This is a genomic window from Mesorhizobium sp. 01N446, assembly GCF_056399285.1.
This window is the reverse complement of sequence record NZ_JBFTRA010000001.1, coordinates 861,676-884,223: the sequence shown is the minus strand read 5'-3', so window position 1 is coordinate 884,223 and position 22,548 is coordinate 861,676. Positions and strand designations below refer to the sequence as shown.

Annotated in this window: 18 protein-coding genes; 8 read left to right on the top strand and 10 right to left on the bottom strand. The window is 64.6% G+C overall.

Translation table 11 applies throughout. From position 1 onward, the window contains the following. The first annotated feature begins 325 nt into the window (after nucleotides 1–325). Both AC1DPX_RS04100 and AC1DPX_RS04095 read left to right on the top strand, forming a co-directional pair. Nucleotides 326–1,069 carry a GntR family transcriptional regulator gene (locus AC1DPX_RS04100; protein WP_477234753.1) on the top strand — a complete coding sequence of 248 codons (744 nt, stop codon included), beginning with the start codon at nucleotides 326–328 and terminating at the stop codon, nucleotides 1,067–1,069. Nucleotides 1,070–1,503: 434 nt separating this feature from the next. Beyond that, a complete protein-coding gene (locus AC1DPX_RS04095; RefSeq protein WP_477234751.1) occupies nucleotides 1,504–3,018 on the top strand; it encodes a malonate--CoA ligase in 1,515 nt (504 codons plus the stop codon). Here the strand turns inward: AC1DPX_RS04095 and AC1DPX_RS04090 are convergent, their stop codons facing one another. The 6 genes from AC1DPX_RS04090 to AC1DPX_RS04065 form a co-directional block, all read right to left on the bottom strand. Beyond that, the gene (locus tag AC1DPX_RS04090) at nucleotides 3,019–5,085 is read right to left on the bottom strand and encodes an ABC transporter ATP-binding protein/permease (RefSeq protein WP_477234749.1); all 2,067 of its coding nucleotides are present in this window, start codon (nucleotides 5,083–5,085) and stop codon (nucleotides 3,019–3,021) included. A 72-nt stretch (nucleotides 5,086–5,157) separates the two neighbouring features. Next, a complete protein-coding gene (locus AC1DPX_RS04085; RefSeq protein ID WP_477234747.1) occupies nucleotides 5,158–6,273 on the bottom strand; it encodes an NAD(P)/FAD-dependent oxidoreductase in 1,116 nt (371 codons plus the stop codon). A gap of 10 nt (nucleotides 6,274–6,283) precedes the next feature. Continuing rightward, on the bottom strand, nucleotides 6,284–7,456 hold the full coding sequence (gene nagA / locus AC1DPX_RS04080) for an N-acetylglucosamine-6-phosphate deacetylase (protein ID WP_477234745.1): 1,173 nt from the start codon (nucleotides 7,454–7,456) through the stop codon (nucleotides 6,284–6,286). Beyond that, on the bottom strand, nucleotides 7,453–8,481 hold the full coding sequence (locus AC1DPX_RS04075) for an SIS domain-containing protein (RefSeq protein ID WP_477234743.1): 1,029 nt from the start codon (nucleotides 8,479–8,481) through the stop codon (nucleotides 7,453–7,455). The genes nagA and AC1DPX_RS04075 overlap by 4 nt, the downstream gene beginning before the upstream one ends. Continuing rightward, the gene (locus tag AC1DPX_RS04070; protein WP_095202943.1) at nucleotides 8,478–9,260 is read right to left on the bottom strand and encodes a GntR family transcriptional regulator; all 783 of its coding nucleotides are present in this window, start codon (nucleotides 9,258–9,260) and stop codon (nucleotides 8,478–8,480) included. The genes AC1DPX_RS04075 and AC1DPX_RS04070 overlap by 4 nt, the downstream gene beginning before the upstream one ends. Continuing rightward, complete coding sequence (locus AC1DPX_RS04065; RefSeq protein WP_477234741.1) at nucleotides 9,257–10,138, bottom strand: glucosamine kinase nucleotide-binding domain-containing protein; 882 nt, start codon at nucleotides 10,136–10,138, stop codon at nucleotides 9,257–9,259. The genes AC1DPX_RS04070 and AC1DPX_RS04065 overlap by 4 nt, the downstream gene beginning before the upstream one ends. 198 nt (nucleotides 10,139–10,336) lie before the next feature. Here AC1DPX_RS04065 and AC1DPX_RS04060 point away from each other — a divergent pair, with 198 nt between their 5' ends. The 6 genes from AC1DPX_RS04060 to AC1DPX_RS04035 all read left to right on the top strand — a co-directional run bounded on the left by AC1DPX_RS04060 (nucleotide 10,337) and on the right by AC1DPX_RS04035 (nucleotide 16,828). Continuing rightward, nucleotides 10,337–11,266, top strand: a complete 930-nt coding sequence (locus AC1DPX_RS04060) for an N-acetylmuramic acid 6-phosphate etherase (RefSeq protein ID WP_477234739.1) — start codon at nucleotides 10,337–10,339, stop codon at nucleotides 11,264–11,266. A gap of 118 nt (nucleotides 11,267–11,384) precedes the next feature. Then, complete coding sequence (locus AC1DPX_RS04055; RefSeq protein ID WP_202356932.1) at nucleotides 11,385–12,644, top strand: ABC transporter substrate-binding protein; 1,260 nt, start codon at nucleotides 11,385–11,387, stop codon at nucleotides 12,642–12,644. A gap of 254 nt (nucleotides 12,645–12,898) precedes the next feature. After that, the gene (locus AC1DPX_RS04050) at nucleotides 12,899–13,828 is read left to right on the top strand and encodes a carbohydrate ABC transporter permease (RefSeq protein ID WP_202356931.1); all 930 of its coding nucleotides are present in this window, start codon (nucleotides 12,899–12,901) and stop codon (nucleotides 13,826–13,828) included. Between the two features lie 10 nt (nucleotides 13,829–13,838). Further along, complete coding sequence (locus AC1DPX_RS04045; RefSeq protein WP_096452266.1) at nucleotides 13,839–14,678, top strand: carbohydrate ABC transporter permease; 840 nt, start codon at nucleotides 13,839–13,841, stop codon at nucleotides 14,676–14,678. A 73-nt stretch (nucleotides 14,679–14,751) separates the two neighbouring features. Continuing rightward, on the top strand, nucleotides 14,752–15,813 hold the full coding sequence (locus AC1DPX_RS04040) for a Gfo/Idh/MocA family protein (RefSeq protein WP_477234737.1): 1,062 nt from the start codon (nucleotides 14,752–14,754) through the stop codon (nucleotides 15,811–15,813). A gap of 16 nt (nucleotides 15,814–15,829) precedes the next feature. Then, nucleotides 15,830–16,828, top strand: coding sequence for an ABC transporter ATP-binding protein (locus AC1DPX_RS04035; protein ID WP_140890099.1), 999 nt, complete (start codon nucleotides 15,830–15,832; stop codon nucleotides 16,826–16,828). A 172-nt stretch (nucleotides 16,829–17,000) separates the two neighbouring features. On the opposite strand, the gene AC1DPX_RS04030 is transcribed toward AC1DPX_RS04035, so the two are convergent. From AC1DPX_RS04030 to deoC, 4 genes are all read right to left on the bottom strand, one after another. Next, nucleotides 17,001–17,846 (bottom strand): fumarylacetoacetate hydrolase family protein, encoded by an 846-nt coding sequence (locus AC1DPX_RS04030; RefSeq protein ID WP_477234735.1) that lies wholly within the window; start codon nucleotides 17,844–17,846, stop codon nucleotides 17,001–17,003. Nucleotides 17,847–18,051: 205 nt separating this feature from the next. Beyond that, nucleotides 18,052–18,783 (bottom strand): SDR family oxidoreductase, encoded by a 732-nt coding sequence (locus AC1DPX_RS04025; RefSeq protein WP_477234733.1) that lies wholly within the window; start codon nucleotides 18,781–18,783, stop codon nucleotides 18,052–18,054. 182 nt (nucleotides 18,784–18,965) lie between these two features. Continuing rightward, nucleotides 18,966–21,338, bottom strand: a complete 2,373-nt coding sequence (locus AC1DPX_RS04020) for an aldehyde dehydrogenase family protein (RefSeq protein WP_477234731.1) — start codon at nucleotides 21,336–21,338, stop codon at nucleotides 18,966–18,968. 76 nt (nucleotides 21,339–21,414) lie between these two features. Next, nucleotides 21,415–22,461, bottom strand: a complete 1,047-nt coding sequence (gene deoC / locus AC1DPX_RS04015) for a deoxyribose-phosphate aldolase (RefSeq protein WP_477234729.1) — start codon at nucleotides 22,459–22,461, stop codon at nucleotides 21,415–21,417. Between the last annotated feature and the right edge of the window lie 87 nt (nucleotides 22,462–22,548).

The window sequence follows — 22,548 nt, the reverse complement described above, 5'->3', positions numbered from 1 at the left end:
GGGTCCGCCGCACCCGAATCACCGCGCACCGGAGGCCGTGATTCGGGAGAACCGGCCTGTCTTTGCGCGCGACAGAAAAGATGCTCGCACAAGCACACAAGAAACAGATAATCCTGCGTGCATACAAAACATGTTAAGTTTCTGCTGGTTGTAGAGATATGCGAATTTCCACGATCGGATGCAGATCGGGATATATTCCTTTGTGCTTAAGTACAATAGCGCCATCTTCTGCTTGAGCCCCTTGACGCAGACACTGTAGGGTACATGTACGGAAGATCCTTCTCGGACTCGCATTGCCCGGAAAACTGGGGACAAGGAGTGAGCCTTGACATACGGAGCTGCCAACCTGAACGACGACGGCACAGGATCCAAGAGCACACTTGCCAGCACGGTCTACCAACAATTGCGGGATGATCTTCTCGGCGGCGCTCTCGAAACCGAAAGCAAACTGCGTGTCGAGTGGGTTGTTTCCAAATATGGCGCCGGCGCTTCCCCGGTTCGTGAAGCCCTCAATCGCCTTGCCTCCGAAGGGCTTCTTGGTCGCCACGACCAGCGTGGCTTTTTCATCATGCCGGTCAGTGCGACGGAGCTCGAGGAGCTGACGCGCACCCGCTGCTGGCTCGAGGAGCGGGCGCTTCGCGAATCCATCGCCCACCGCACCGCTGAATGGGAAGAACAGGTGGTGCTGGCGCTGCATCGCCTGGGCCGCGCCTCACGTATGTCGCCGCAAAATGCCACGTCGCTCGATCCGGACTGGGAGAAATTGCACCGCACCTTCCATCGGGTGCTGATTTCGGCCTGCCGGTCGCACTGGCTGGTGGGCTTCTGCGATCAGCTTTCCGATCACGCCTATCGCTACCGGCAGATGGCCAATGACGGCGAAAGCGCCCAGCGCGACGATTTCGCCGAACACCGGCTGATCGCCGAATGCGCGCTGGACGGCAATGCCGACGGCGCCGTCCAGGCGCTGATCAATCACTACCAACTGACCGCTTCCATATGCATGGAACGCTTCAAGCAAGGCGAAGTCTCAAAGGTCGCCGCCTCGGCCGAACGCGCCCGGCGGTGATTACTCAGCTGGCGAGCCTTCGCGAGTAGCCTTTTAGTTGACGCGGTTGGGCGAACCGCCGCGACGCACTATTGTCCAGGCCAGCGCCGCCCCTCACCTGCCTGCCGGCACCCTCTCCCCGTATAGTGACGGGGAGAGGGGCGCTGTCATCGCCGCTTTCGCCAATTGTCAGCATTGCAGAAAGGGCGCCTGCGTTGCGGCCAGCCTCTTTCTCCCCGTCACTATACGGGGAGAAATGCCCGGCAGGGCAATGAGGGGCAGCGCCGACCTCGGCGATTGGCAGGTTCCGCCACAAGTCGGAAAGCGATTGCCTTTGTGAACCGCCATCTCCAGTCTTGACGGCATCGCGGAGAAACGCGAACGCTTCGCCGCCAACCCATGCAGCTTGCGACGCATGCAAGGCCTGCCGTTCCACCACCCCAGGAAAAGACTTCATGAGCAATCATCTGTTCGATGCGTTCCGGTCCCGGATGCCGGCGCCGGCAAGTCCGTTGATGGAAGCCGATGATGGGCGCTCGCTCAGCTATGGCGACATGCTGGCGCGGTCGGCACAGTTCGCGCATGCGCTTTTGCAGTTGGATGTAAAGCCGGGTGACCGGGTTGCCGTGCAGGTCGAGAAGAGCCCGGAGGCGCTGCTGCTCTATCTCGCCTGCGTGCGCGCCGGTGCCGTCTTCCTGCCGCTCAACACCGCCTACACGCTGACCGAGCTCGGCTATTTCTTCGGGGATGCGGAGCCCCGGCTCGTCGTCTGCGATCCAGCAAAGGCGGCCGATATCGGGCGCATGGTCGAGCCATCGGGTGCCGTCGTGGTCACGCTCGATCGCAACGGCCGGGGATCCCTGACGGACCAGGCCTCGCGTCTGCCGTCGGATTTTCACGACGTGGCGCGCGGGCCTGATGACCTGGCGGCAATCCTCTACACGTCGGGAACGACAGGCCGCTCGAAAGGCGCCATGCTCAGCCACGAGAACCTGGCCTCGAATGCGCGGGTGCTGGTCGAGCAATGGCGCTTCACGCCGGGCGACGTGCTGATCCACGCTTTGCCGATCTTCCACACCCATGGCCTGTTCGTCGCCACCAACGTCGTCCTGATGGCCGGCGCCGCGATGCTGTTCGAGCAGAAATTCGATCCGGCCCGCATTGTCGCGCTGTTGCCGCGCGCCACGGCGCTGATGGGCGTGCCGACCTTCTATACCAGGCTGCTGCAGCAGGACGGCCTGGATCGCGAGGCGGCGAAAAACATCCGCCTGTTCGTGTCCGGCTCGGCGCCGCTGCTGGCCGAAACGCACAAGGCCTGGCGCGAGCGCACCGGCCACGCCATCCTCGAACGCTACGGCATGACCGAAACCAACATGAACACGTCGAACCCCTATGAGGGCGAGCGGCGCGCCGGCACGGTCGGCTTCCCCTTGCCAGGTGTCGCTTTGCGCATCGCCGACCCCGACAGCGGCAAGCCGCTGGCCCAAGGCGAGGTCGGCGTGATCGAGGTCAAGGGTCCGAACGTATTTGGCGGTTACTGGCGCATGCCGGAAAAGACCAAGGCGGAATTCCGCACCGACGGTTTCTTCATCACGGGCGATCTCGGCATGGTCGACACCGATGGCTATGTCCATATTGTCGGCCGCGGCAAGGACCTGATCATTTCGGGTGGCTACAATATCTATCCGAAGGAGCTCGAAAGCGAGATCGACGCGCTTGACGGGGTCATGGAAAGCGCCGTCATCGGCGTCGCCCATCCGGATTTCGGCGAAGGCGTCACCGCGGTCGTCGTGCGGGCGCCGGGGACACAGATCACCGGGGCCGAAATCCTCGCCGCCATTGCCGAACGCGTGGCTAGGTACAAGCACCCGAAGCAGGTGATCTTCGTCGACGAATTGCCGCGCAACACGATGGGCAAGGTGCAAAAGAATCTTCTGCGCGACGCCTACAAGAATCTTTACGTGTCCTGACTACCGCTTCGCCGTCTTGCGCGGCTTTTCGGCCCTCGTGCCGGAGCCCCACAAGGCGCGCTGGAGCAGGCCGCGTTTGCGCTTGCGCGGCACGAGATCGATATCCCCGACCAGTTTCGCGCCGCCCTTGTGCCGCTCCAGCGTGATCTTGCGGGTGTGGAAGGCTTCCAGTTCGGCGCGGTGCGCCACGCTGACGATGGTGACCTCGGGCAATTCGCGGATCACCGTTTGCATCATCTGGTCCTGGCTCTTTTCGTCCAGCGCCGAGGTCGCCTCGTCCAGCACGACGATGTCGGGGCGATGCAGCAGGAGCCGCGCGAAGGCAACCCGCTGTTTTTCGCCGCCCGACAAGGTCTGGTCCCAGGGCGCTTCCTCCTTGATCCGCCCCGTGAGGTGGCCGAGGCCGACCTTGTCGAGGGCGGCCTTGATCTGTTCAAGCTTCCAATTGTCGGCGGCCGCGGGGTAGGCGACCACGCGGCGAAGCGTGCCGGAAGGGATGTAGGGCCGCTGCGGCAGCATGAACAATCGCTTGTCGGGATGGAAATTGACGCCGCCGCTGCCCCAGGGCCACAGGCCGGCGATCGCCCGCACCAGCGTTGATTTGCCCGAGCCGGATTCGCCCGACACCAGCACGCGCTCGCCTGCTTCGACCCCGACTTCGGTTTCCTTGACCACGGACGTGCCGTCATCGAGCGTCACGGAGAGATTGTCGAGGGAGAGCATCGTATCGCCCTTGGTCTCGCCGTGCTGGATGCGCCCGAGCTCGTCGCTCTGCTCGGCACGTTCCAGCCCGTCGAGCGACATCATCAGCGAGGCGATGCGGCGTGCCGAGGCGTTCCAGTCGGCAAGGCGCGGGTAGTTGTCCACCAGCCATCCGAAGGCGCCCTGCACGATGGCGAAGGCGGAGGCCGCCTGCATGACCTGGCCGAGCGACATCGAGCCATCGAGGAACTTCGGCGCGCACAGCAGGACTGGCACGACCGGCGCGAACAGGCTCGAGCCCTGCGAAACCAGCGCCGTGCGCATGTGCTGGCCGGTCAATTGCGCCCAGCGTTTCAACACGCCGGCAAAGGTCTTGTCGATGCCGCTTCGTTCCTCTTCCTCGCCGCCCAGCAAGGCGATGCTCTCGCCGTTTTCGCGCACGCGCGTCAGCACGTAGCGGAATTCGGCTTCCGTCTGGTTCTTCTCTTCGGACAGCCGCACGAAATCGCGGCCGATGATGAACATCGAGGTGGAGGTGATCGCGGCATAGATCACCGCGGTGATGACGAGGAAGCCGGGCACGGTGAAGGTCGAGCCTCCCAGGCTGACGCTCAACGCCCCGCCGATCGTCCACAGCACAACGATGAAGGTCGAGGCCGACAGGGTGGCGACAATGACGCCGGCAACGAAGTCGACGGGCGCTTCGGTGGCCACCCGCAGATCCTCCGAAAGGCGGGCCTCGGGGTTCTGGTGGTCGCCCTGCACGAGATTCAGCTGATAGTAGCGGCCGTTGGCGAGCCAGCGCGCTATCACCGAGGTGGTTAGCCAGGACCGCCAGCGGCGCTGCATGGTCATGCGCAGATAGACCTGTGTGACGACAAGGCTGATGCTGCCGAGCACAAGCGGGATGAACACCGCGCTCAGGAAATAGACGGTGTGGGCGTCGCGCTTCTCGATGGCGTCGAAGATGGCACGGTTCCAGACATTGATCCCGTACTGGAAGCCGACATTGACGCAGATCAGGATCAACAGTCCGATCGTCAGCGGCCAGGCGAGCTTGTCGCCGTGCCGTCCCCAATAGCCGCGCCCGCTGATCCAGAACCGCCTGAGCAGGTATTTCTTGCGCGCCTGTTCGGCTTCCTCGGGCGTCAGCTTGGGATCAGGTTCGACAGCCTCCGGCGGGGGCGCTTCACCAACGATCTCGGAAGCCGCCGCTTCGACGGCCGATGCCTTCTTGTTGCGTGGCTTCTTGTCGCGCGGCTCGTCCTCGCGTGGTTTCTGGCCACGCGGCTTTTGCCGTTGCGGCTTCGGGGTGCCGCGCGGGATGCCGTCGGCCGGTTTCGATCTGGGTTTCGCCTCGGACATACGCCCCGACAACGGCCTCGAAATCGAAAGGTTTCATGACATCAGCCGGAGGCGACAGATTCCCGGTGGCGCTTATAATCGAGTATACAAAAGCTCGACGACATGGTCGGCGATCGCCAGGCTTGCCGTCAGGCCGGGGCTCTCTATGCCGAACAGGTTGACGATCCGCCCGGCGCCATGATCGGCCGGACCCTGGATCATGAAATCGGCCGCCGCCTGGCCCGGGCCGGATAGTTTCGGCCGGACCCCGGCATAGGCCGGCTGCAGGGTGCCGACGGCGAGACCGGGCCAATAGCGCCGGATCGCCTCGTAGAAGACGGCGCTTCGGCCGGGATCGACGGTGTAATCGACATGATCGATCCATTCGACATCGGGCCCGAAGCGCGCGCTGCCGCCGAGGTCGAGCGTCAGATGGACGCCGAGGCCGCCGTCGACCGGAACCGGATAGATCAGCCTCGAAAAGGGCGACCGGCCCGGAAGCGCGAAATAATTTCCACGCGCCAGCCACTGCCTGGGGATGAGCCGCTGTGGGAAACCCTCGATCCGGCCGGCCACGGCCTGCGCATCGAGGCCTGCTGCATTGATGAAGGCGCCGGCCGCCAGGGCGAAGGCCTCGCCATTCGCGTCACGCGTGTCGATCCGGATCCGGTCGGCCCCGATCGTCGCCCCGGCAACGGTGGTCAGGAAGGCGAAGGATGCGCCGGCAGCTTCGGCGTCGCCACGCAGCGACTGCATCAGCGCATGGCTGTCGACAATGCCCGTCGATGGCGACAGCAGTGCGCCGGCGCATGTCAGCGCCGGCTCCAGGCTTTCGGCCTCGCTTTGCGTCAGGAATTGGAGATCGTCGACGCCGCAGCGTCGCGCATTGGCCTCGATCTTCCGCAACCCGTCCGTCTGGCCGTGCTCGCTGGCGACGATGAGCTTGCCGGTGCAGGCATGGGCGATGTCGTGTTCGGCGCAGTAGCCATAGAGACGCCGGCGCCCTTCGACGCAGAGCCGGGCCTTCAGGCTTCCCGGCGCATAATGGAGGCCGGCATGGATAACTTCGGAATTGCGCGAACTGGTGACGGTGCCGATCGCATCGGCCTGCTCGATCACCACCACCTCGCGGCCCGCCAGAGCAAGCGCCCTGGCGACGGCAAGCCCGACGACGCCCGCTCCGGCGACGACACAATCGATTGTCTGCATGGCCTCGCTCTCAGCGTGGAGGGCCGGCCTCGAACACTTTGGCGCCGCCGATCCAGACGCTTCCTATGCCAAGATCGTCCGATAGCGCAACGATGTCGGCCGCCGTGCCGTTGGCCAGGCGGCCAAGCCGGTGCGACTGGCCGATCGCCTGCGCCGGATAGAGCGAGGCCATCCGCAAGGCCTCGGACAGATCGATGCCGACGACATCGTGCATGAAGCGCACGGCCGAGATCATGTCGAGGTCGGCGCCCGCCAGTGTCCCGTCGGCGAGCCGCAGACTTCCGTCCCGGCGGTAGATGGTGCGGCCGTTCAGCGTGAACGAGGTCATGTCGGTGCCGATCGTCGCCATGGCGTCGGAGACCAGCACGATCTTGCCCGGCCCTTTTTTGGCATCGAGCGCCGTTCTGATGCTGGCCGGATGGACATGGATGCCGTCGGCGATCAGCCCGGCGGACAAGGTGCCGATGTCGATGGCCGCGCCGACGAGGCCAGGCTCGCGGTTGCCGATCTGGCTCATGGCGTTGAACAGATGGGTGACCACGCCGGCGCCGGCCTCGGCGAAGGCCTTTGCCGTGGCGTAACACGTGTCGGAATGGCCGAGGCTGACGATGATGCCGGCCTTGGCCAAGGCCGCAACGCGCGCCGGATCGACGGATTCAGGCGCGATCGTGGTGAGCAGCACCGGCAGCTTTTGCCGCGCCGCGATCAGCATCGCCTGGTCGGCATCCGTCATCGGCCGGATCAGCGCCGGATCATGCGCGCCCTTGCGCGCGATCGACAGATGCGGGCCTTCGAGATGCAGGCCGAGGAAGCCTGGCACCTGTTGCAAGGCGGCGGCCTCGCCGGCGGCGATGGCGGACGCGGTGATCTCCGGCGTGTCGGTGATCAGCGTCGGCAGCAGCGCCGTCGTGCCGAACGGCGCATGCGCCCGGCATATGGTTTCGATCGAGGCGACATCGGGGTGGTCGTTGAGCATGACGCCGCCGCCGCCATTGACTTGGATGTCGACGAAGCCCGGCGCCAGCATGCCGCCGCCGGTCTCGACGGTGCGGATATCAGAGCCGATGGCGCCTGTGGGCAAAATAGCCTCGACGAGGCCGTCGCGCACGACCAAAGCGTGGCCATCATGCCAGTCGTCGCCGTCGAAAATGCGGGCGCCAGTCAGGGCAAAACGGTTGCTCATACGGTCTCCGTCACCTTGCGAAGATTGCGCGGCGTGTCCGGATCGAGGCCGCGGTGGCGCGCGAAGGCCTCGACGAACACGTAGAACGACACGATCAGCGTCAGCGGATCGGTCAGCGGATGACCGGTAGCGACATGCGGCAGGCGCGTGGCGCGGTTGGCAAGCGCTGAGGTGACGAACACCGGCGCCCCCTTGGCCGCCAGACCGTCGGCGGCCTCTGCGACCGACGGCTCGGACGCGTCGCGCGCGGCCAATGCCAGCACCGGGAAGTCCGGGCCGATCAGCGCCAGCGGGCCGTGCATGACTTCGGCCGCACTATAGGCCTCGGCGTGCATGCCGCAGGTTTCCTTGAATTTCAGCGCCGCCTCGTTGGCCATCGCCGCCGACGGTCCGCGACCGAGGATGAACAGTGATTTCTGCTTCTCGATGGTTTCGGAGAGCACGCTCATCCAGTCGCAGGCGATCGCCTTGCCGAAATGCTCGGGCAAGCGGCCAAGTGCCGCCAGAAGCGCATCGTCGCCGGTGGAGTGCGCCATCAGCGCGAGGCCGGCGACGGCGGAATTGACGAAGGTCTTGGTGGCCGCGACGCTGCGCTCAGGCCCGGCGAGGATGTCGATCGCATAGTCCGAGGCGCGCGCCAGCGGCGAGTCGGCGATGTTGGTGACGGCGATGGTCAGCGCGCCGCCGGCGCGTGCGGTCTCGGCCATGGCGACGATGTCGGGGCTCTTGCCCGACTGCGAGATCGCCAGGCACGCCGAGCCCTCGAGCCGCAGCTTGCGGCCATAGATCGAGGCAATGGACGGGCCGACAGAGGCGACGGCAAGGCCCGCGGTCAGCTCGACGGCATATTTCATGAAGGTGGCGGCATGGTCGGACGAGCCGCGCGCCACGGTGACGACGAAATGAGGATTGCGCTCCTTGATGCCGCGTCCGGCCTCGGCGAGCACGGCGCCGGAGCCGTCGAGCAGGCGGGCGACGGCTTGCGGGATCTCCTCGATCTCGCGTTGCATATGGGTGGAGATCATGGTCGGCCCTCTTCGCTCGGCCCTGTCAGCCGCAGTTCGGCGACGAAATCATAGGCGTCGCCCCGGTAGATGGAGCGGGTGAATTCGATCACTTTGCCGCTCGCCAGATAGGAAATGCGTTCGATGTGCAGGCCGGCGATACCCGGCGGCACTTCGAGCAGGCGCGCATCGCTGTCGCCAAGATTGGCGGCCGAGATGCGCTGCACCGCCCGCACCGGCCGGTTGCCGGTCAATTCCAGCGCGGCATAGAGCGAGGAGCCGATGCCCGCCGGGTCGGGCAGCACGCTGGCCGACAGCGAGGCGCGTTCGATAGCCAGCGGCGTGTCGTTTGCGATGCGCAGGCGCGCCACGCGCGCCACCAGTTCGCTCGACGACAGGCCAAGCACCATCATCTCGTCGGGCGAGGGGGCGTAGAGCCCACGATCAAGCCAGGCCGAACGCACCGCCATGCCGCGCCGCGCCATGTCCTCGGTGAACGAGGTCAGCCGCGACAGCGATTGCTCGACGCGCTCCATGCGTGGCGCCACGAACGTACCGGAGCCATGGCGCTGGACGAGGATGCCGCCCTTGACCAGATCCTGCACCGCCTTGCGCACGGTGACGCGCGAAATGTCGGCCTTGGTGGCGATGTCGCGCTCGGAGGGCAGCGCGTCGCCGGGGCCGATCAAGCCTCGGTTGACGGCGTCCTCGATGCTCTTGCGCAGCTGCAGATAGAGCGGTGCGCCGCTCTGCGCGGATTGCTTCAGCGTGGCGAAGATCTGGTCGGCGGCGTCGCTCATCGCGCCGCCTCCACGGGTTTGGCGAAAAGCCGCGCCGCCATCTGCACCGCACCGCCCAGCGCGTCGTCGAGCGGCGGCTTGAGCAGCGAGCGGTAGCGCGCCGACAGGCGCGGCGCATAGAGCGGCGCCAGCCCGCCGAGCAGGCAAAGCGGCGCGTCATCCGACAGGCCGAGCGCATCGAGCGAGGCCTCGACATCGCTCACCGCCTTGTCGACGATCCAGTTGGCGACGGCATCGCCCTTTTCGGCATGCTCGAACACCTTGGGCGCGAAGCCGCCGAAATCGCCGGGCTTGGCATTGGTGGTGAATTCCACCACGTCCTCGGGATTGTTGCGGAAGATCGCCATCATGGCGTCGGTCAGCGGTGAGCGCGCGCGCACGCCGTCATGGGCAAGCAGGGTTTGTTCGAGCAGGTCGCGGCCGATGCGGGCGCCGCTGCCCTGGTCGCCGACCTGGAAACCCCAGCCGCCGATCGCGCGCGACTTGCCATTCTTGCGCGCCATATAGGCGGTGCCGGTGCCGAGGATGGCCATGGCGCCGTCACCGGAGCCGACCGCGCCTTCAAGCGCGATCTCCGCGTCGGTCTCGACGCGGCTGATGCTGAACGGCAGGATGGCTTCGAGCTGCTGCCGGTAGGTGCCGACATTGGCGCCGGCAAGGCCGAGAATGGCGGGTGTCTGCGGGATCAGTTCCGGATCCTGCCCGGCGGCGATGAAAGCCTGCCGCGCGGCGTCGACAATGTTCGAGCGCGCCCCGGTGAGGTCGGTGCGGATGTTGGCGGCGCCGCTTTTGGCGCGGCCAATGACGGCGCCGTCCACTGTTGCCAGGGCGGCCCTGCAGCTGGTGCCGCCGCCATCGATACCGAGCACGAATTTCACGCGATTTCTCCTCCAGATGGATAATACCAATAAAATACCAATAGCCAAGGATTAATTTCCGTTTCAAAAAGATTAAGCCGTATTTTATTGAAAACCCTACACATTTCGCCGGCTCATCGATTTCCTGTCCGCGATTTCGTTAATGCATGTGGACAAGTGGTATTTTTTTGGTATTGTTCTGGTATTGGAGGAACACGGATGGCTGAAACGCGCACCGAAGCGCTTCACAGGAATGCCGAGGGGCTGGATATCCAGGCTCCGGAAGCCATCCTCGTTTCGCTGGCCGATGCGCAGATCGAGGCTGCCAAGGCCGTCCGCGACGCCATTCCCGCCATCGCCAAAGCAGCCGAGATCATTGCCGGGCGACTGGTTAGCGGCGGCAAGCTTGCCTATGCCGCTGCCGGCAGTTCCGGCCTGATGGCGCTGGCCGACGCCCTGGAGCTTCCCGGCACTTTCGGCATCCGGCGTGACCGCATCGCCATCCTGATCGCCGGCGGCGACGACGCTTTCCGGACGCTGGCCGGCGGGCCCGAGGATGATACGGAGGAAGCCGCGGAGGCGGTCGTAAAGGCCGGCATCGGTGCCGGCGATTGCCTGATCGCCCTTTCCGCCAGCGGCACCACGCCCTATGCCGTGCGCGCCATCGAAGAGGCGGCCCGCCGGGGTGCGGCCACCATAGGCATCGCCAACAACCGGGACTCGGCCCTGCTGCGCCAGGCCGAAACCGCCATCCTCTTGGAAACACCGCCGGAAGTGATCGCCGGCTCGACGCGCATGGGCGCCGGCACCGCGCAGAAGATCGCGCTCAACATGCTGTCGACCCTGACCGCCGTCCATCTCGGCCATGTCCATGACGGCTATATGGTCAATCTCATGGCCGACAACATCAAGCTGCGCGACCGCGCCGCGCGCATCGTCGCCGCCATCAGCGGGCGCGACAGGGATGAAGCGGCCCTGCTGCTCGAAAAGAGCGGCGGCGCAGTCAAGACCGCCATTCTGCTCGCCGCCGGCGCCGACAGCGCCGATGCGGCGCAGAAGATACTGGAAGAGGCCGGCCAGAAGCTGCGGCCAGCCCTTTCCGCGTTGGAGCATGATCCCGGAAAAGATCATGCTCGAACAAAGAAGTAGGGCCTGTTTCATCCGATTTTCATCGGGGGGTGAAACCGGCTTGCGAGGGGAGCGAGGGGCCAGAAGCCTCTGTTCTCATCAAAACCGAACCTGAAAAAGGTCAACAGGGAGACTGAGCATGACAACGAAACTACTGACGGCACTGCTTCTGGGCACCAGCATTCTCGGCTCGGCCGGGGTTGCTTATGCCGAGGACGTAACGCTCAACATCGAAAGCTGGCGCGGCGACGACCTTGCCATCTGGAAGGACAAGCTGATCCCGGCCTTCGAAGCCAAGAATCCCGGCATCAAGGTGGTGTTCGCGCCATCGGCGCCGACCGAATATGACGCGGCGCTGGGCGCCAAGCTCGCCGCCGGCTCGGCGGGCGACCTGATCACCTGCCGCCCGTTCGACAAGTCGCTTGAACTCTACAAGAAGGGCAACCTCGCCGATCTCTCGGCGCTGCCCGGCATGGAAAACTTCTCGCCGGTGGCCAAGTCCGCCTGGCAGACCGATGACGGCAAGGCGAGCTTCTGCGTGCCGATGGCGTCCGTCATCCACGGCTTCATCTACAACAAGGACGCCTTCGACAAGCTCGGCATCAAGGTGCCGACGACCCGCGACGAGTTCTTCGCCGCGCTCGACAAGATCAAGGCCGACGGCACCTACATCCCGATGGCGATGGGCACCAAGGACCTCTGGGAAGCCGCGACCATGGGCTACCAGAACATCGGCCCCAACTACTGGAAGGGCGAGGACGGCCGCGCCGCGCTGATCAAGGGCGAGCAGAAGCTGACCGACAAGGACTGGGTCGCGCCCTATGAGGAACTGGCCAAGTGGAAGCCGTATCTCGGCGACGGCTTCGAGGCGCAGACCTATCCGGACAGCCAGAACCTGTTCACGCTCGGCCGCGCCGCCATCTACCCGGCCGGCTCGTGGGAAATCGGCCTGTTCAACACCCAGGCGCAGTTCAAGATGGGCGCCTTCCCGCCGCCGGTCGAGAAGGCCGGCGACACCTGCTACATCTCCGACCATACCGATATCGGCATGGGCCTGAATGCAGCCTCCAAGCACGCCGACGCGGCCAAGACCTTCCTGTCCTGGGTCGCTTCGCCTGATTTCGCCACCATCTACGCCAACGCGTTGCCGGGCTTCTTCAGCCTGAACTCGTCGCCGGTGAAGATGGCGGACCCGCTGGCGCAGGAATTCGTCTCCTGGCGCGGCAAGTGCAAGTCGACGATCCGCTCGACCTACCAGATCCTGTCGCGCGGCACGCCGAACCTCGAAAACGAGACCTGGGTTGAATCGGCCAACGTGATCAACGGCACCGACACGCCGGAAGCCGCGGCCAAGAAGCTGCAGACCGGTCTCGACAGCTGGTACAAGCCGGCGAAGTAAGAGCTCAGGCAACGGAGCCGGCCGGGCGCATGCCTGGCCGGTTCCGGATACCCTGGCTCTCAGAACAAATCCGTTCAGATAGCGATTGTCGGCACCGCCTCGCGGCCTTACCCTTGCTCGTCTTGGGGAAGGCTAGCTGATCAGTCGCAGGCCTTGGTTCTTGCCGCACCGGGCAAGGATTTCTGGGCCGTGCATCGAGGCATCATCTAGCATCACTATTCGTCTGGAACCGAGAGACGTCGGGGACCGAACTCATGGCCGCAGATATCAGACCGAAAAGACCGTTTCGCTGGCACATCGGCATTTTCCTGGCGCCGGCCGTGCTCGTCTACACGGCGATCATGATCCTGCCGCTCGCCGGCACGCTGCAGCTGTCGCTGTTCCGCAACATCGAGCAGCACCAGATCTTCGTCGGGCTGGACAATTTCCGCACCCTGTTCGGCGACCCGAACTGGTCGGTGAATTTCTGGAACGCGCTGCGCAACAATGTCTGGTTCTTCATCATCCACATGCTGGTGCAGAACCCGATCGGGGTCATGCTGGCTGCCCTCCTGTCCAGCCCGAGGCTCAGGTTCGCGGCCTTCTACCGCACGGCGATCTTCGTGCCGACCATCCTGTCTTTCGTCATCGTCGGCTTCGCCTGGAAGCTGATCCTGTCGCCGCTCTGGGGGGTCGCACCGCATATGATGGACCTGGTCGGCCTGAAAAGCTTCTTCACACCCTGGCTCGGCAAGGAAGAATACGCGCTGACCGCGCTCAGCCTGATCTCGGTGTGGCAGTTCGTCGGCATTCCGATGATGCTGATCTACGCCGCCCTGCTGTCGATCCCCGAAGAGGTGATCGAGGCCGCCGAATGCGATGGCATCACCGGCCTGTCGCAGTTCTGGAAGATCAAGCTGCCGCTGATCCTGCCCTCGATCGGCATCATCTCCATCCTCACCTTCGTCGGCAATTTCAACGCCTTCGACCTGATCTACACCGCGCAAGGCGCGCTCGCCGGGCCGAACTATTCGACCGACATTCTCGGCACCTTCCTCTACCGCGCCTTCTTCGGCTTCCAGCTGCAGGTCGGCGACCCCAACATGGGCGCGGCGATCGCCACGATGATGTTCCTGATCATCCTCGGCGGCGTCTGCGTCTACCTCTTCCTCGTCCAGACGCGCCTGCGTCGCTACCAGTTCTGAGGGGCAAGAGATGAGCACCGCCACCCGTTCGCTGCCCCGCACCATCGGCGCCCACGCGATCCTTTTGACCTACACGGCGATCGCGCTGTTTCCGGTGATCCTGGTGATCATGAATTCGTTCAAATCCCGCGCCGGCATTTTTGGCGCGCCATTGACGCCGCCGACGCCGAAGACATTCGACCTGATCGGCTACACCACCGTCATCGGCCAGGGCGATTTCATCCACTATTTCCAGAACAGCCTCGTCGTCACCGTCGCCTCGCTGTTCTTCGTGCTGTTGTTCGGCGCCATGGCGGCCTTCGCGCTGTCGGAATACCGCTTTCGCGGCAACACGCTGATGGGGCTTTACCTGGCGCTCGGCATCATGATCCCGATCCGGCTCGGCACTGTCGCCATCCTGCAATTGATGGTGGCGAGCGGGCTGGTCAACACGCTGACCTCGCTGATCCTGGTCTACACAGCGCAAGGCCTGCCGCTCGCCGTCTTCATCCTGTCGGAATTCATGAAGCAGGTGTCCGACGATCTGAAGAATGCCGGCCGCATCGACGGCCTGTCGGAATATACCATCTTCTTCCGCCTGGTGCTGCCGCTGGTGCGGCCCTCGATGGCCACTGTCGCCGTCTTCACCATGATCCCGATCTGGAACGATCTGTGGTTCCCGCTGATCCTGGCGCCTTCGGAAGAGACCAAGACGGTGACGCTCGGCGCCCAGCTCTTCCTCGGCCAGTTCGTCACCAACTGGAACGCCATCCTGGCCGCGCTCTCGCTGGCGATCATGCCGGTGCTGATCCTCTACGTCATCTTCTCGCGGCAGCTGATCCGCGGCATTACTTCCGGAGCCGTCAAGTGAGCGGAGACCAACAAATCTCTGCTGGAGCCTTCACCCTCTCGGAAGGAACAACTGTAATATCTGGAGTCGTTAGGTGAGCTCAAAACCACCCCTTCGCGTCGTCGTTGCCGGGCTCGGCAATATGGGCCGCAGCCATGCGCTGGCCTATCACACCAATCCGGGCTTCGAGATCGCGGCACTGATCAACCGCTCCGACGTGCCGCTGCCCGACGGGCTGTCCGGCTATGGCATCAGGCGCTCCTTCGACGACACGTTGCGCGACGAAAAGCCCGATGTCGCCTGCATCGCCACCTATTCCGACAGCCACGCCGACTACGCGGTGAGGGCCTTCGAGGCCGGCTGCCATGTCTTTGTCGAAAAGCCGCTGGCAACGACGGTCGCGGACGCCAAGCGCGTCGTTGCAGCGGCCAAGGCCAATGGCAAAAAGCTGGTGATCGGCTACATCCTGCGCCATCACCCGTCCTGGATCAGGCTGATCGCCGAGGCGCGCAAGCTCGGCGGCCCCTATGTCTTCCGCATGAACCTCAACCAGCAATCCTCAGGTCCCACCTGGGAGACGCACAAGCAGCTGATGCAGACGACGTCGCCGATCGTCGACTGCGGCGTCCACTATCTCGACGTCATGCTGCAGATCACCGACGCCAAACCGGTCGAGGTGCGCGGCATGGGCGTACGGCTGAGCAACGAGGTCGCGTCCTCGATGTACAATTACGGCCACCTGCAGGTGCTGTTCGATGACGGTTCGGTCGGCTGGTACGAAGCCGGCTGGGGCCCGATGATTTCGGAGACGGCTTTCTTCGTAAAGGACGTCATGTCGCCGAATGGCTGCGTGTCGATCGTCATGAAGGAAGGTGTGAAGTCGGATGACATCGACACCCACACCAAGACCTCGACCATCCGCCTGCACAGCGCTGAAACCGGGCCGGACGGCAAATTCGTCAGGGCGGACGAGATGCTGTCGATGGCGGGCGAGCCCGGCCACCAGGACCTCTGCGACCTCGAGCAGGCCTTCGTGCTGAAGGCGATCCGCGAGGACCTGGACCTCACCCGCCACATGGACGACGCAGTGAAGTCGCTCGCCGTCTGCCTTGCCGCAGACGAGAGCGTGCGCAGCGGCGCAGCCGTCAAACTCTAACGACAGGAACGAAGCCGTGGGCTCGCTGAAGATCGAAAATGTGAAGAAGGCCTTCGGGCCGGTCGAGGTGCTGAAAGGCATCAACCTCGAAGTGACCGATGGCGAATTCGTCGTCTTCGTCGGCCCGTCGGGCTGCGGCAAGTCGACCTTGCTGAGGGTCATTGCCGGGCTGGAGGATTCCACCTCGGGCCGGGTGGTCATCGACGGCGCGGATGTGTCGGCCACGCCGCCGGCCAAGCGCGGCATCGCCATGGTGTTCCAGACCTATGCGCTCTATCCGCATCTGACGGTGAAGAACAATATGGGGCTGGGCCTCAAACAGGCCGGCACGCCGGCTGCCGAGATCGACCGCCGCATCGGCATCGCCTCGTCCATGCTCTCGCTGGAGCCCTATCTCGAAAGGCGGCCGGCCGAACTCTCCGGCGGCCAGCGCCAGCGCGTCGCCATCGGCCGCGCCGTGGTGCGCGAGCCCAAGCTCTTCCTCTTCGACGAGCCTTTGTCCAACCTCGACGCGGCACTGCGCGTCAACACGCGTCTGGAAATCGCGCAGCTGCACCGCCGGCTCAAGGCGACGATGATCTACGTCACCCACGATCAGGTCGAGGCGATGACGCTGGCCGACAAGATCGTCGTGCTCAATGCCGGCCGCATCGAACAGATCGGCGGTCCGATGGAGCTCTACAATTCACCGGCAAACGAGTTCGTCGCCGGCTTTATCGGCTCGCCGAAGATGAACTTCATCGATGGCGCGCGTCTCGGCGAAACGGCCAAGACCATCGGCGTGCGGCCGGAGCATCTGACGGTGGATACGAAGTCGGGTGCCTGGAAGGGCACGGTGGTGCATGCCGAGCATCTCGGCGCCGACACCAACCTCTATCTCGACTGCGAGAAAGCCGGGCTGATCACGGTGCGGATTTTCGGGGTGTACGATGCCGAGCCGGGCGCGACGCTCTATGCGACGCCCGATCCGGCGAAGACCTATCGATTTGGCGCGGACGGGAAAGTGCTGAAGTAGGGCAGCGCAGCTCCCCCTCACCCAGCCTCCGCTTCGCTCGGTTGACCTCTCCCCGAGGGGAGAGGAGACTTGCGGCGCCGCTGCCCTTCTCTTCTCCCCAGCGGGGAGAAGGTGGCCGCGAAGCGGCCGGATGAGGGGGACTCATAGGGCTGCAGCGCCGGAATTCCGTAGTTTACAAATCCGCCTTGAACGTCTGCTTCTGCTGGCCCAGGCCCTCGATGCCCAGTTCCACCACATCGCCGGCCTTCAGGAACACTGGCGGCTTCATGCCGAGGCCAACGCCGGGCGGCGTGCCCGTCGAAATAATGTCGCCGGGGTGCAGCGACATGAACTGGCTGAGATAGGAAACCAGATACTTGACGCCGTAGACCATGGTCTTGGTCGAGCCGTTCTGCATGGTCTTGCCGTTGACGGTCAGCCACATCTTCAGGTTCTGCGGGTCGGCGATCTCATCCTTGGTTACCAGCCAGGGGCCGGTCGGGCCGAACGTGTCGCAGCTCTTGCCCTTGGTCCACTGGCCCTGGCGCTCGGCCTGGAAGGCGCGCTCGGAGACGTCATGGGCGACGGCATAGCCGGCGACATAATCGAGCGCATCGGCTTCGCTGACATATTTTGCCGTCTTGCCGATGATCACCGCGAGCTCGACTTCCCAGTCGGTCTTTTCGGAGCCGCGCGGGATCAGCACGTCGTCATCCGGGCCGACAATGGCAGAGCTCGCCTTCATGAAGATGATCGGTTCCGACGGCACGGTGGCGCCGGTTTCAGCGGCGTGGTCGGAATAGTTGAGGCCGATGCAGATGAACTTGCCGGTACCGGCGACGCAGGCGCCGAGGCGGGGCTTGCCGGGAACCGCCGGCAACGACTTCGCATCGAGCTTGGACAGCATCTCCAGTGACGCGGGATGAAGCACCGTGCCGGCAATGTCGGCGACATGGGCGGAGAGATCGCGGATCGTTCCATCCGCATCGAGCAGGCCGGGACGTTCGCTCCCCACCTCGCCATAGCGCAACAGTTTCATCTAAATTCTTCTCCTCGTTGCGGCCTTGCGGCCCTTTGCAATTCTCCGCCTGGGCGATGGCTCCTCGGGGCCGGGCGGACCGTACCCATCGAACTCGACCCCGGCAAGCGCGGACACCTGTCGAGCGGGCCGGCGCGTGGGATTTTCAGACTACCTGATCCCCGCGATGCGCCGCGATCGTCCCCGATCTGCCAGCGTCCGATGGTCAGATCGACCAGCCGCCGTCGATATTGTAGGCCTGCCCCGACGTATAGGTCGCGCCGGCCAGGTAGACGGCGAGATCGGCGATCTCTTCCGGCGTGCCGAGCCTGCCCATCGGCTGGCGGGCGATGAAGGCGGCGCGGGCGGCCTCATAGTCGCCTTGCGCGTGCATGCGGTCCTGCAGCGACGGGCTTTCGACCGTGCCCGGGCAGATGGCGTTGCAGCGTATGCCCTTGCCGACATAGTCGGCGGCAATTGCCTTGGTCAGGCCGATGACAGCGGCCTTGGTGACGCCATAGGCGAAGCGGTTCGGCACGCCTTTGCCGGCGCCGGCGACGGAAGACATGTTGACGATGGACCCGTCGCCGCGCTCCAGCATGCCGGGCAGCACGGCCCTGATGGTGCGGATCATGGCGCGGACGTTGAGGTTGAAGGCGAAATCGAGATCGCCATCCTTCATCTCCAGGATCGAGCCGGAATGGACGAAACCGGCGCAGTTGAACAGCACGTCGACGCGGCCGATCTCGGCGAATGCGGCGTTGACGGCCTCGTCGTTCAGCACATCCAGCTTGCGGGTCTTGATCCCTGGCGTCTTGGCGAGCTCGGCGAGAAGCGTCTCGTTGATGTCGGTGGCATGGACGGTGGCCCCGGTCCTGGCAAAAGCCAGCGCGCTCGCCTTGCCGATGCCTTGCGCCGCCGCCGTGATGACAACGACCTTGCCTGCCAGATCCGCCATATCTTTTCCTCGCCTGCTTGGGTCAACTGCCTTTATCGGCGGCCGGCGACGGCGTCATGTGCCAGCCAGGCGCTATCGTGCAGCCTGTCCCAGTTCACTGATAAAGATGTTTTTTCTCGTTAAAGAACATATGTCCGGGCGTCAAGCCCGAACACGATCACCAATGCGACAGCTTGGAAATGTCAGTCGCCGTAAGGCACCCAGACGTTCTTCACCTCGACGGCGCGGCGCAGGAAAGCGTCGCCGGCCGCTTCGTCCGACGCCCAGTCGAGGTTGCGGCCATTGCCGCTCCAGACGCGTTTGAGGCTGCCGATGGACTCGGCCTCCGCCTTGGCGCAGGTCTCGGCATCGGCGAACACCCAGAGCCCGTCGACATCGTCATGCTTGGCCAGCACGCCGGCAAGCTCCGCCGTGCGCCCGGTGACGATGTTGATGGCACCGGCCGGAACGTCGGAATACTCGATGACCTGGTAGAGATCGGTGGCGAGCAGCGGATAGCGCTCGGACGGCACAGCGACCACCGTATTGCCCATGGCGAGCGCCGGCGCGACCAGCGAGATCAGGCCGAGCAGCGGCGAAGTATCAGGCGCCACGATGCCGACGACGCCGACCGGCTCATGCAGTGCCAGCGTCACCGCGCGGGCCGGCGGCTGGTGCACGCGCCCCTCGAACTTGTCGGCAAGGCCGGCGTAGAGGAACAGCCGTTCGATCGACTGGTCGACTTCTTCGCGCGCCGCTTTTGCATTGGCGCCGGTCAGTTCGGTCAGACGGGCAGCGAATTCGCCGGCGCGGCCCGAAAGGTTCTCGGCCAGATAATAAAGCACCTGGGAACGGTTGTAGGCAGTCGCCTCCGGCCAGCCCTTGCAGGCGCGGGCAGCCGAAACGGCGTCGCGAATATCCTTGCGGCTGCCAAGCCCGACTTCGCCGGCGAGCTTGCCCTTGGCGGTGGCGACAGCCAGCGAATAATTGCCGTCCGGCCGAATTTGCTTGCCGCCGATGAACAGTTTTGCGGTGCGGTCGATGGCCGCGCCGTCAGCCTGCTCGACGGGCTGCGCCGAAACAACCGCCGGCTTGATGACCGGGCCGAGCGGCAGCTTTGCGGTGAGATATTCGAACATGCCTTCGCGCCCGCCCTCGCGGCCGAAGCCGCTTTCGCGGTAGCCGCCAAAGCCGCAGGCGGCGTCGAACATGTTGGTGCCGTTGACCCAGACCACGCCCGCCTTCAGCAGCGGCGCGACATGGAGCGCAAGGTTGACGTTCTCGCTCCACACGCTCGCCGCGAGGCCGTAGCGCGTGTTGTTGGCAAGCTCGATCGCTTCCTCGGTGTTGCGGAAGGTCATGGTCGCCAGAACGGGGCCAAAGACCTCCTCTTGCGCCAGAATATTAGCCGGCGAAACACCGGTGGCGAGCGTCGGCAGATGATAGTAGCCCGAAGCCGGCAGTGCGGCATCCGGCTGCCAGCAGACGGCGCCCTGTTTGGCGCCCTCGGCCACGAGGCCCTTGACGCGGTCGAGCTGTGTGATGTCGACCAGCGGACCGATATCGGTGTTCTTGTCGAGCGGGCTGCCGACGCGCAGCCGGCTCATCCGCGTCTTGACCTTGGCGATCAGGGCTTCGGCGATGCCTTCCTGCACCAAAAGCCGCGACCCGGCGCAGCAGACCTGGCCCTGGTTGAACCAGATGCCGTCGACCAGGCCCTCGACGGCGCTGTCGAGATCGCCGTCCTCGAAGACGATGAAGGCCGACTTGCCGCCGAGCTCCAGCGACAATTTCTTGCCCGAGCCCGCAGTGGCTTTCCGGATGATCTTGCCGACCTCGGAAGAGCCGGTAAAAGCAATCTTCTGGATGCCGGGATGGTTGACGATGGCAGCACCCGCTTCCGGTCCGCCCTGTACGATGTTGACGACACCCTTCGGCACGCCGGCACGCTCGCAGATCTCGGCAAACAGGATAGCGGTCAGCGGCGTGAACTCGGCCGGCTTCAGCACCACCGTGCAGCCGGCGGCCAGTGCGGGCGCGATCTTCCAGGCCAGCATCAGCAGCGGGAAATTCCATGGGATGATCTGGCCGACGACGCCGACACCCTTGTGCCCGGGAAAATCCTTATCCAGCGCCTGCGCCCAGCCGGCATGATGGATGAAATGGCGGATCGCCAGGGGCACGTCGATGTCGCGGCTTTCGCGGATCGGCTTGCCGTTGTCGATCGATTCAAGCACCGCGAACAGGCGCTGATGCCGCTGCATGGCGCGGCCGATGGCGTAGAGCACTTTTGCTCTGGTGTAGCCTGAACTGGCGCTCCATTTCGGCAGCGCCTTGGTGGCGGCCGCAACCGCCGCGTCGATATCCGCGACGCTGGCGTCGGACACCTTGGCCAGCAGCTTGCCGGAAGACGGCTCGCTGGTGTCGAAGGTCTTGCCGCCGGAAGCGGCTTTCCAGCCGCCGTCGATGAACAGCGCCTTGCCGAAATCGCGCGCGGCAAGCCACGCATCGGCCTCGTTGCGGGCTTCCGGCGCCGGGCCGTATTCCATGGCGTGATAGCGGTCGAGAATATTCATGGGGTGCCTCCTTCACCCTCCCCCTTGTGGGGWGGGTCGATCGGCGAAGCCGATSGGGGTGGGGGTAATAGGGTGCTCAAGCCATCGCGTGGCGGTGATTGGCCGAATAGTGCCCGGTCAGATGATGCTCGAGCTGCCGCTCTATGTCGGTCAAAAGGCTCGACGCGCCGAAGCGGAACAGCTCCGGCTCCAGCCATGGCCGGCCGAGTTCCTCCTTCATCAGCACCAGCCAGTCGAGCGAGGCCTTTGCGGTGGAAATGCCGCCGGCCGGCTTGAAGCCGATGAGATAGCCGGTTTCCTCGAAATAGGCCCTGATGGCACGCACCATGGCGAGGCCAACGGGCAGCGTCGCATTGACGCTTTCCTTGCCGGTCGAGGTCTTGATGAAATCGGCACCCGCCATCATTGCCACCATCGAGGCCAGCATGACGTTGCGCAATGTGGCGAGGTCGCCGGTGCCGAGAATGACCTTCAGATGCGCGTCACCGCAGGCGGCGCGCATCGACACGATCTCGTTGTAGAGCTCCCGCCATTTGGCGCCGAACACCAGCCCGCGCGGAATGACGACGTCGATCTCGTCGGCGCCGTCGCGCACCGAGGCTTCGATCTCCTGCAGGCGGGTCGACAGCGGTGCCAGGCCATGCGGAAAGGCGGTGGAAACGGCGGCGACATGAATGCCGGTGCCGCGCACGGCATCGACCGCCGTCGCGACGAAGGGATGGTAAACGCAGACCGCGGCCGGCCGGATGGTCTCACCCGCAATGCCGAGCCCCTCGACGATGTCGCGGCGGAACGGGTTGATCGCCTTGGCGCACAGCCGGCGCACGCGTTCTTCGGTATCGTTGGAGTTCAGCGTCGTCAGGTCCATGCAGGCGACGGCGCGCAGCAGCCAGGCTGCCTGGTTATCGGCCTTGATCGAACGCCGCTTGGTCAGGCTGGCGACGCGCCGTTCCAGCGCCGAGCGGTTGACGCTGCGCACCGATTCCATGAAGCCGAGGTCGAGCTTCATGCCGGGATTGCGCGCGATGCGATGGTCCAGCGCTGAGGGGGTGTTGGCGGCGGCACGCGCCGGCAGGGGCGTCACCTTGGTGCCAAGATCGGCTTCGCGGATTGTGCTGCTCATCTCCAGCCCTTTCATTCAGCGACTTGCGCTCATGTCTTTGTGCTCGTCGTTTTTTCCGGCACGCACAAAGATAGCCCGTGAAGTCGT

Coding starts and splice junctions, on each gene's coding strand:
- AC1DPX_RS04095 (WP_477234751.1), top strand. CDS start 1,504: ATGAGCAATCATCTGTTCGATGCGTTCCGGTCCCGGATGCCGGCGCCG.
- AC1DPX_RS04090 (WP_477234749.1), bottom strand. CDS start 5,085: ATGTCCGAGGCGAAACCCAGATCGAAACCGGCCGACGGCATCCCGCGC.
- AC1DPX_RS04070 (WP_095202943.1), bottom strand. CDS start 9,260: ATGAGCGACGCCGCCGACCAGATCTTCGCCACGCTGAAGCAATCCGCG.
- nagA (WP_477234745.1), bottom strand. CDS start 7,456: ATGAGCAACCGTTTTGCCCTGACTGGCGCCCGCATTTTCGACGGCGAC.
- AC1DPX_RS04085 (WP_477234747.1), bottom strand. CDS start 6,273: ATGCAGACAATCGATTGTGTCGTCGCCGGAGCGGGCGTCGTCGGGCTT.
- AC1DPX_RS04025 (WP_477234733.1), bottom strand. CDS start 18,783: ATGGCGGATCTGGCAGGCAAGGTCGTTGTCATCACGGCGGCGGCGCAA.
- AC1DPX_RS04045 (WP_096452266.1), top strand. CDS start 13,839: ATGAGCACCGCCACCCGTTCGCTGCCCCGCACCATCGGCGCCCACGCG.
- AC1DPX_RS04075 (WP_477234743.1), bottom strand. CDS start 8,481: ATGATCTCCACCCATATGCAACGCGAGATCGAGGAGATCCCGCAAGCC.
- AC1DPX_RS04060 (WP_477234739.1), top strand. CDS start 10,337: ATGGCTGAAACGCGCACCGAAGCGCTTCACAGGAATGCCGAGGGGCTG.
- AC1DPX_RS04030 (WP_477234735.1), bottom strand. CDS start 17,846: ATGAAACTGTTGCGCTATGGCGAGGTGGGGAGCGAACGTCCCGGCCTG.
- AC1DPX_RS04020 (WP_477234731.1), bottom strand. CDS start 21,338: ATGAATATTCTCGACCGCTATCACGCCATGGAATACGGCCCGGCGCCG.
- AC1DPX_RS04055 (WP_202356932.1), top strand. CDS start 11,385: ATGACAACGAAACTACTGACGGCACTGCTTCTGGGCACCAGCATTCTC.
- deoC (WP_477234729.1), bottom strand. CDS start 22,461: ATGAGCAGCACAATCCGCGAAGCCGATCTTGGCACCAAGGTGACGCCC.
- AC1DPX_RS04050 (WP_202356931.1), top strand. CDS start 12,899: ATGGCCGCAGATATCAGACCGAAAAGACCGTTTCGCTGGCACATCGGC.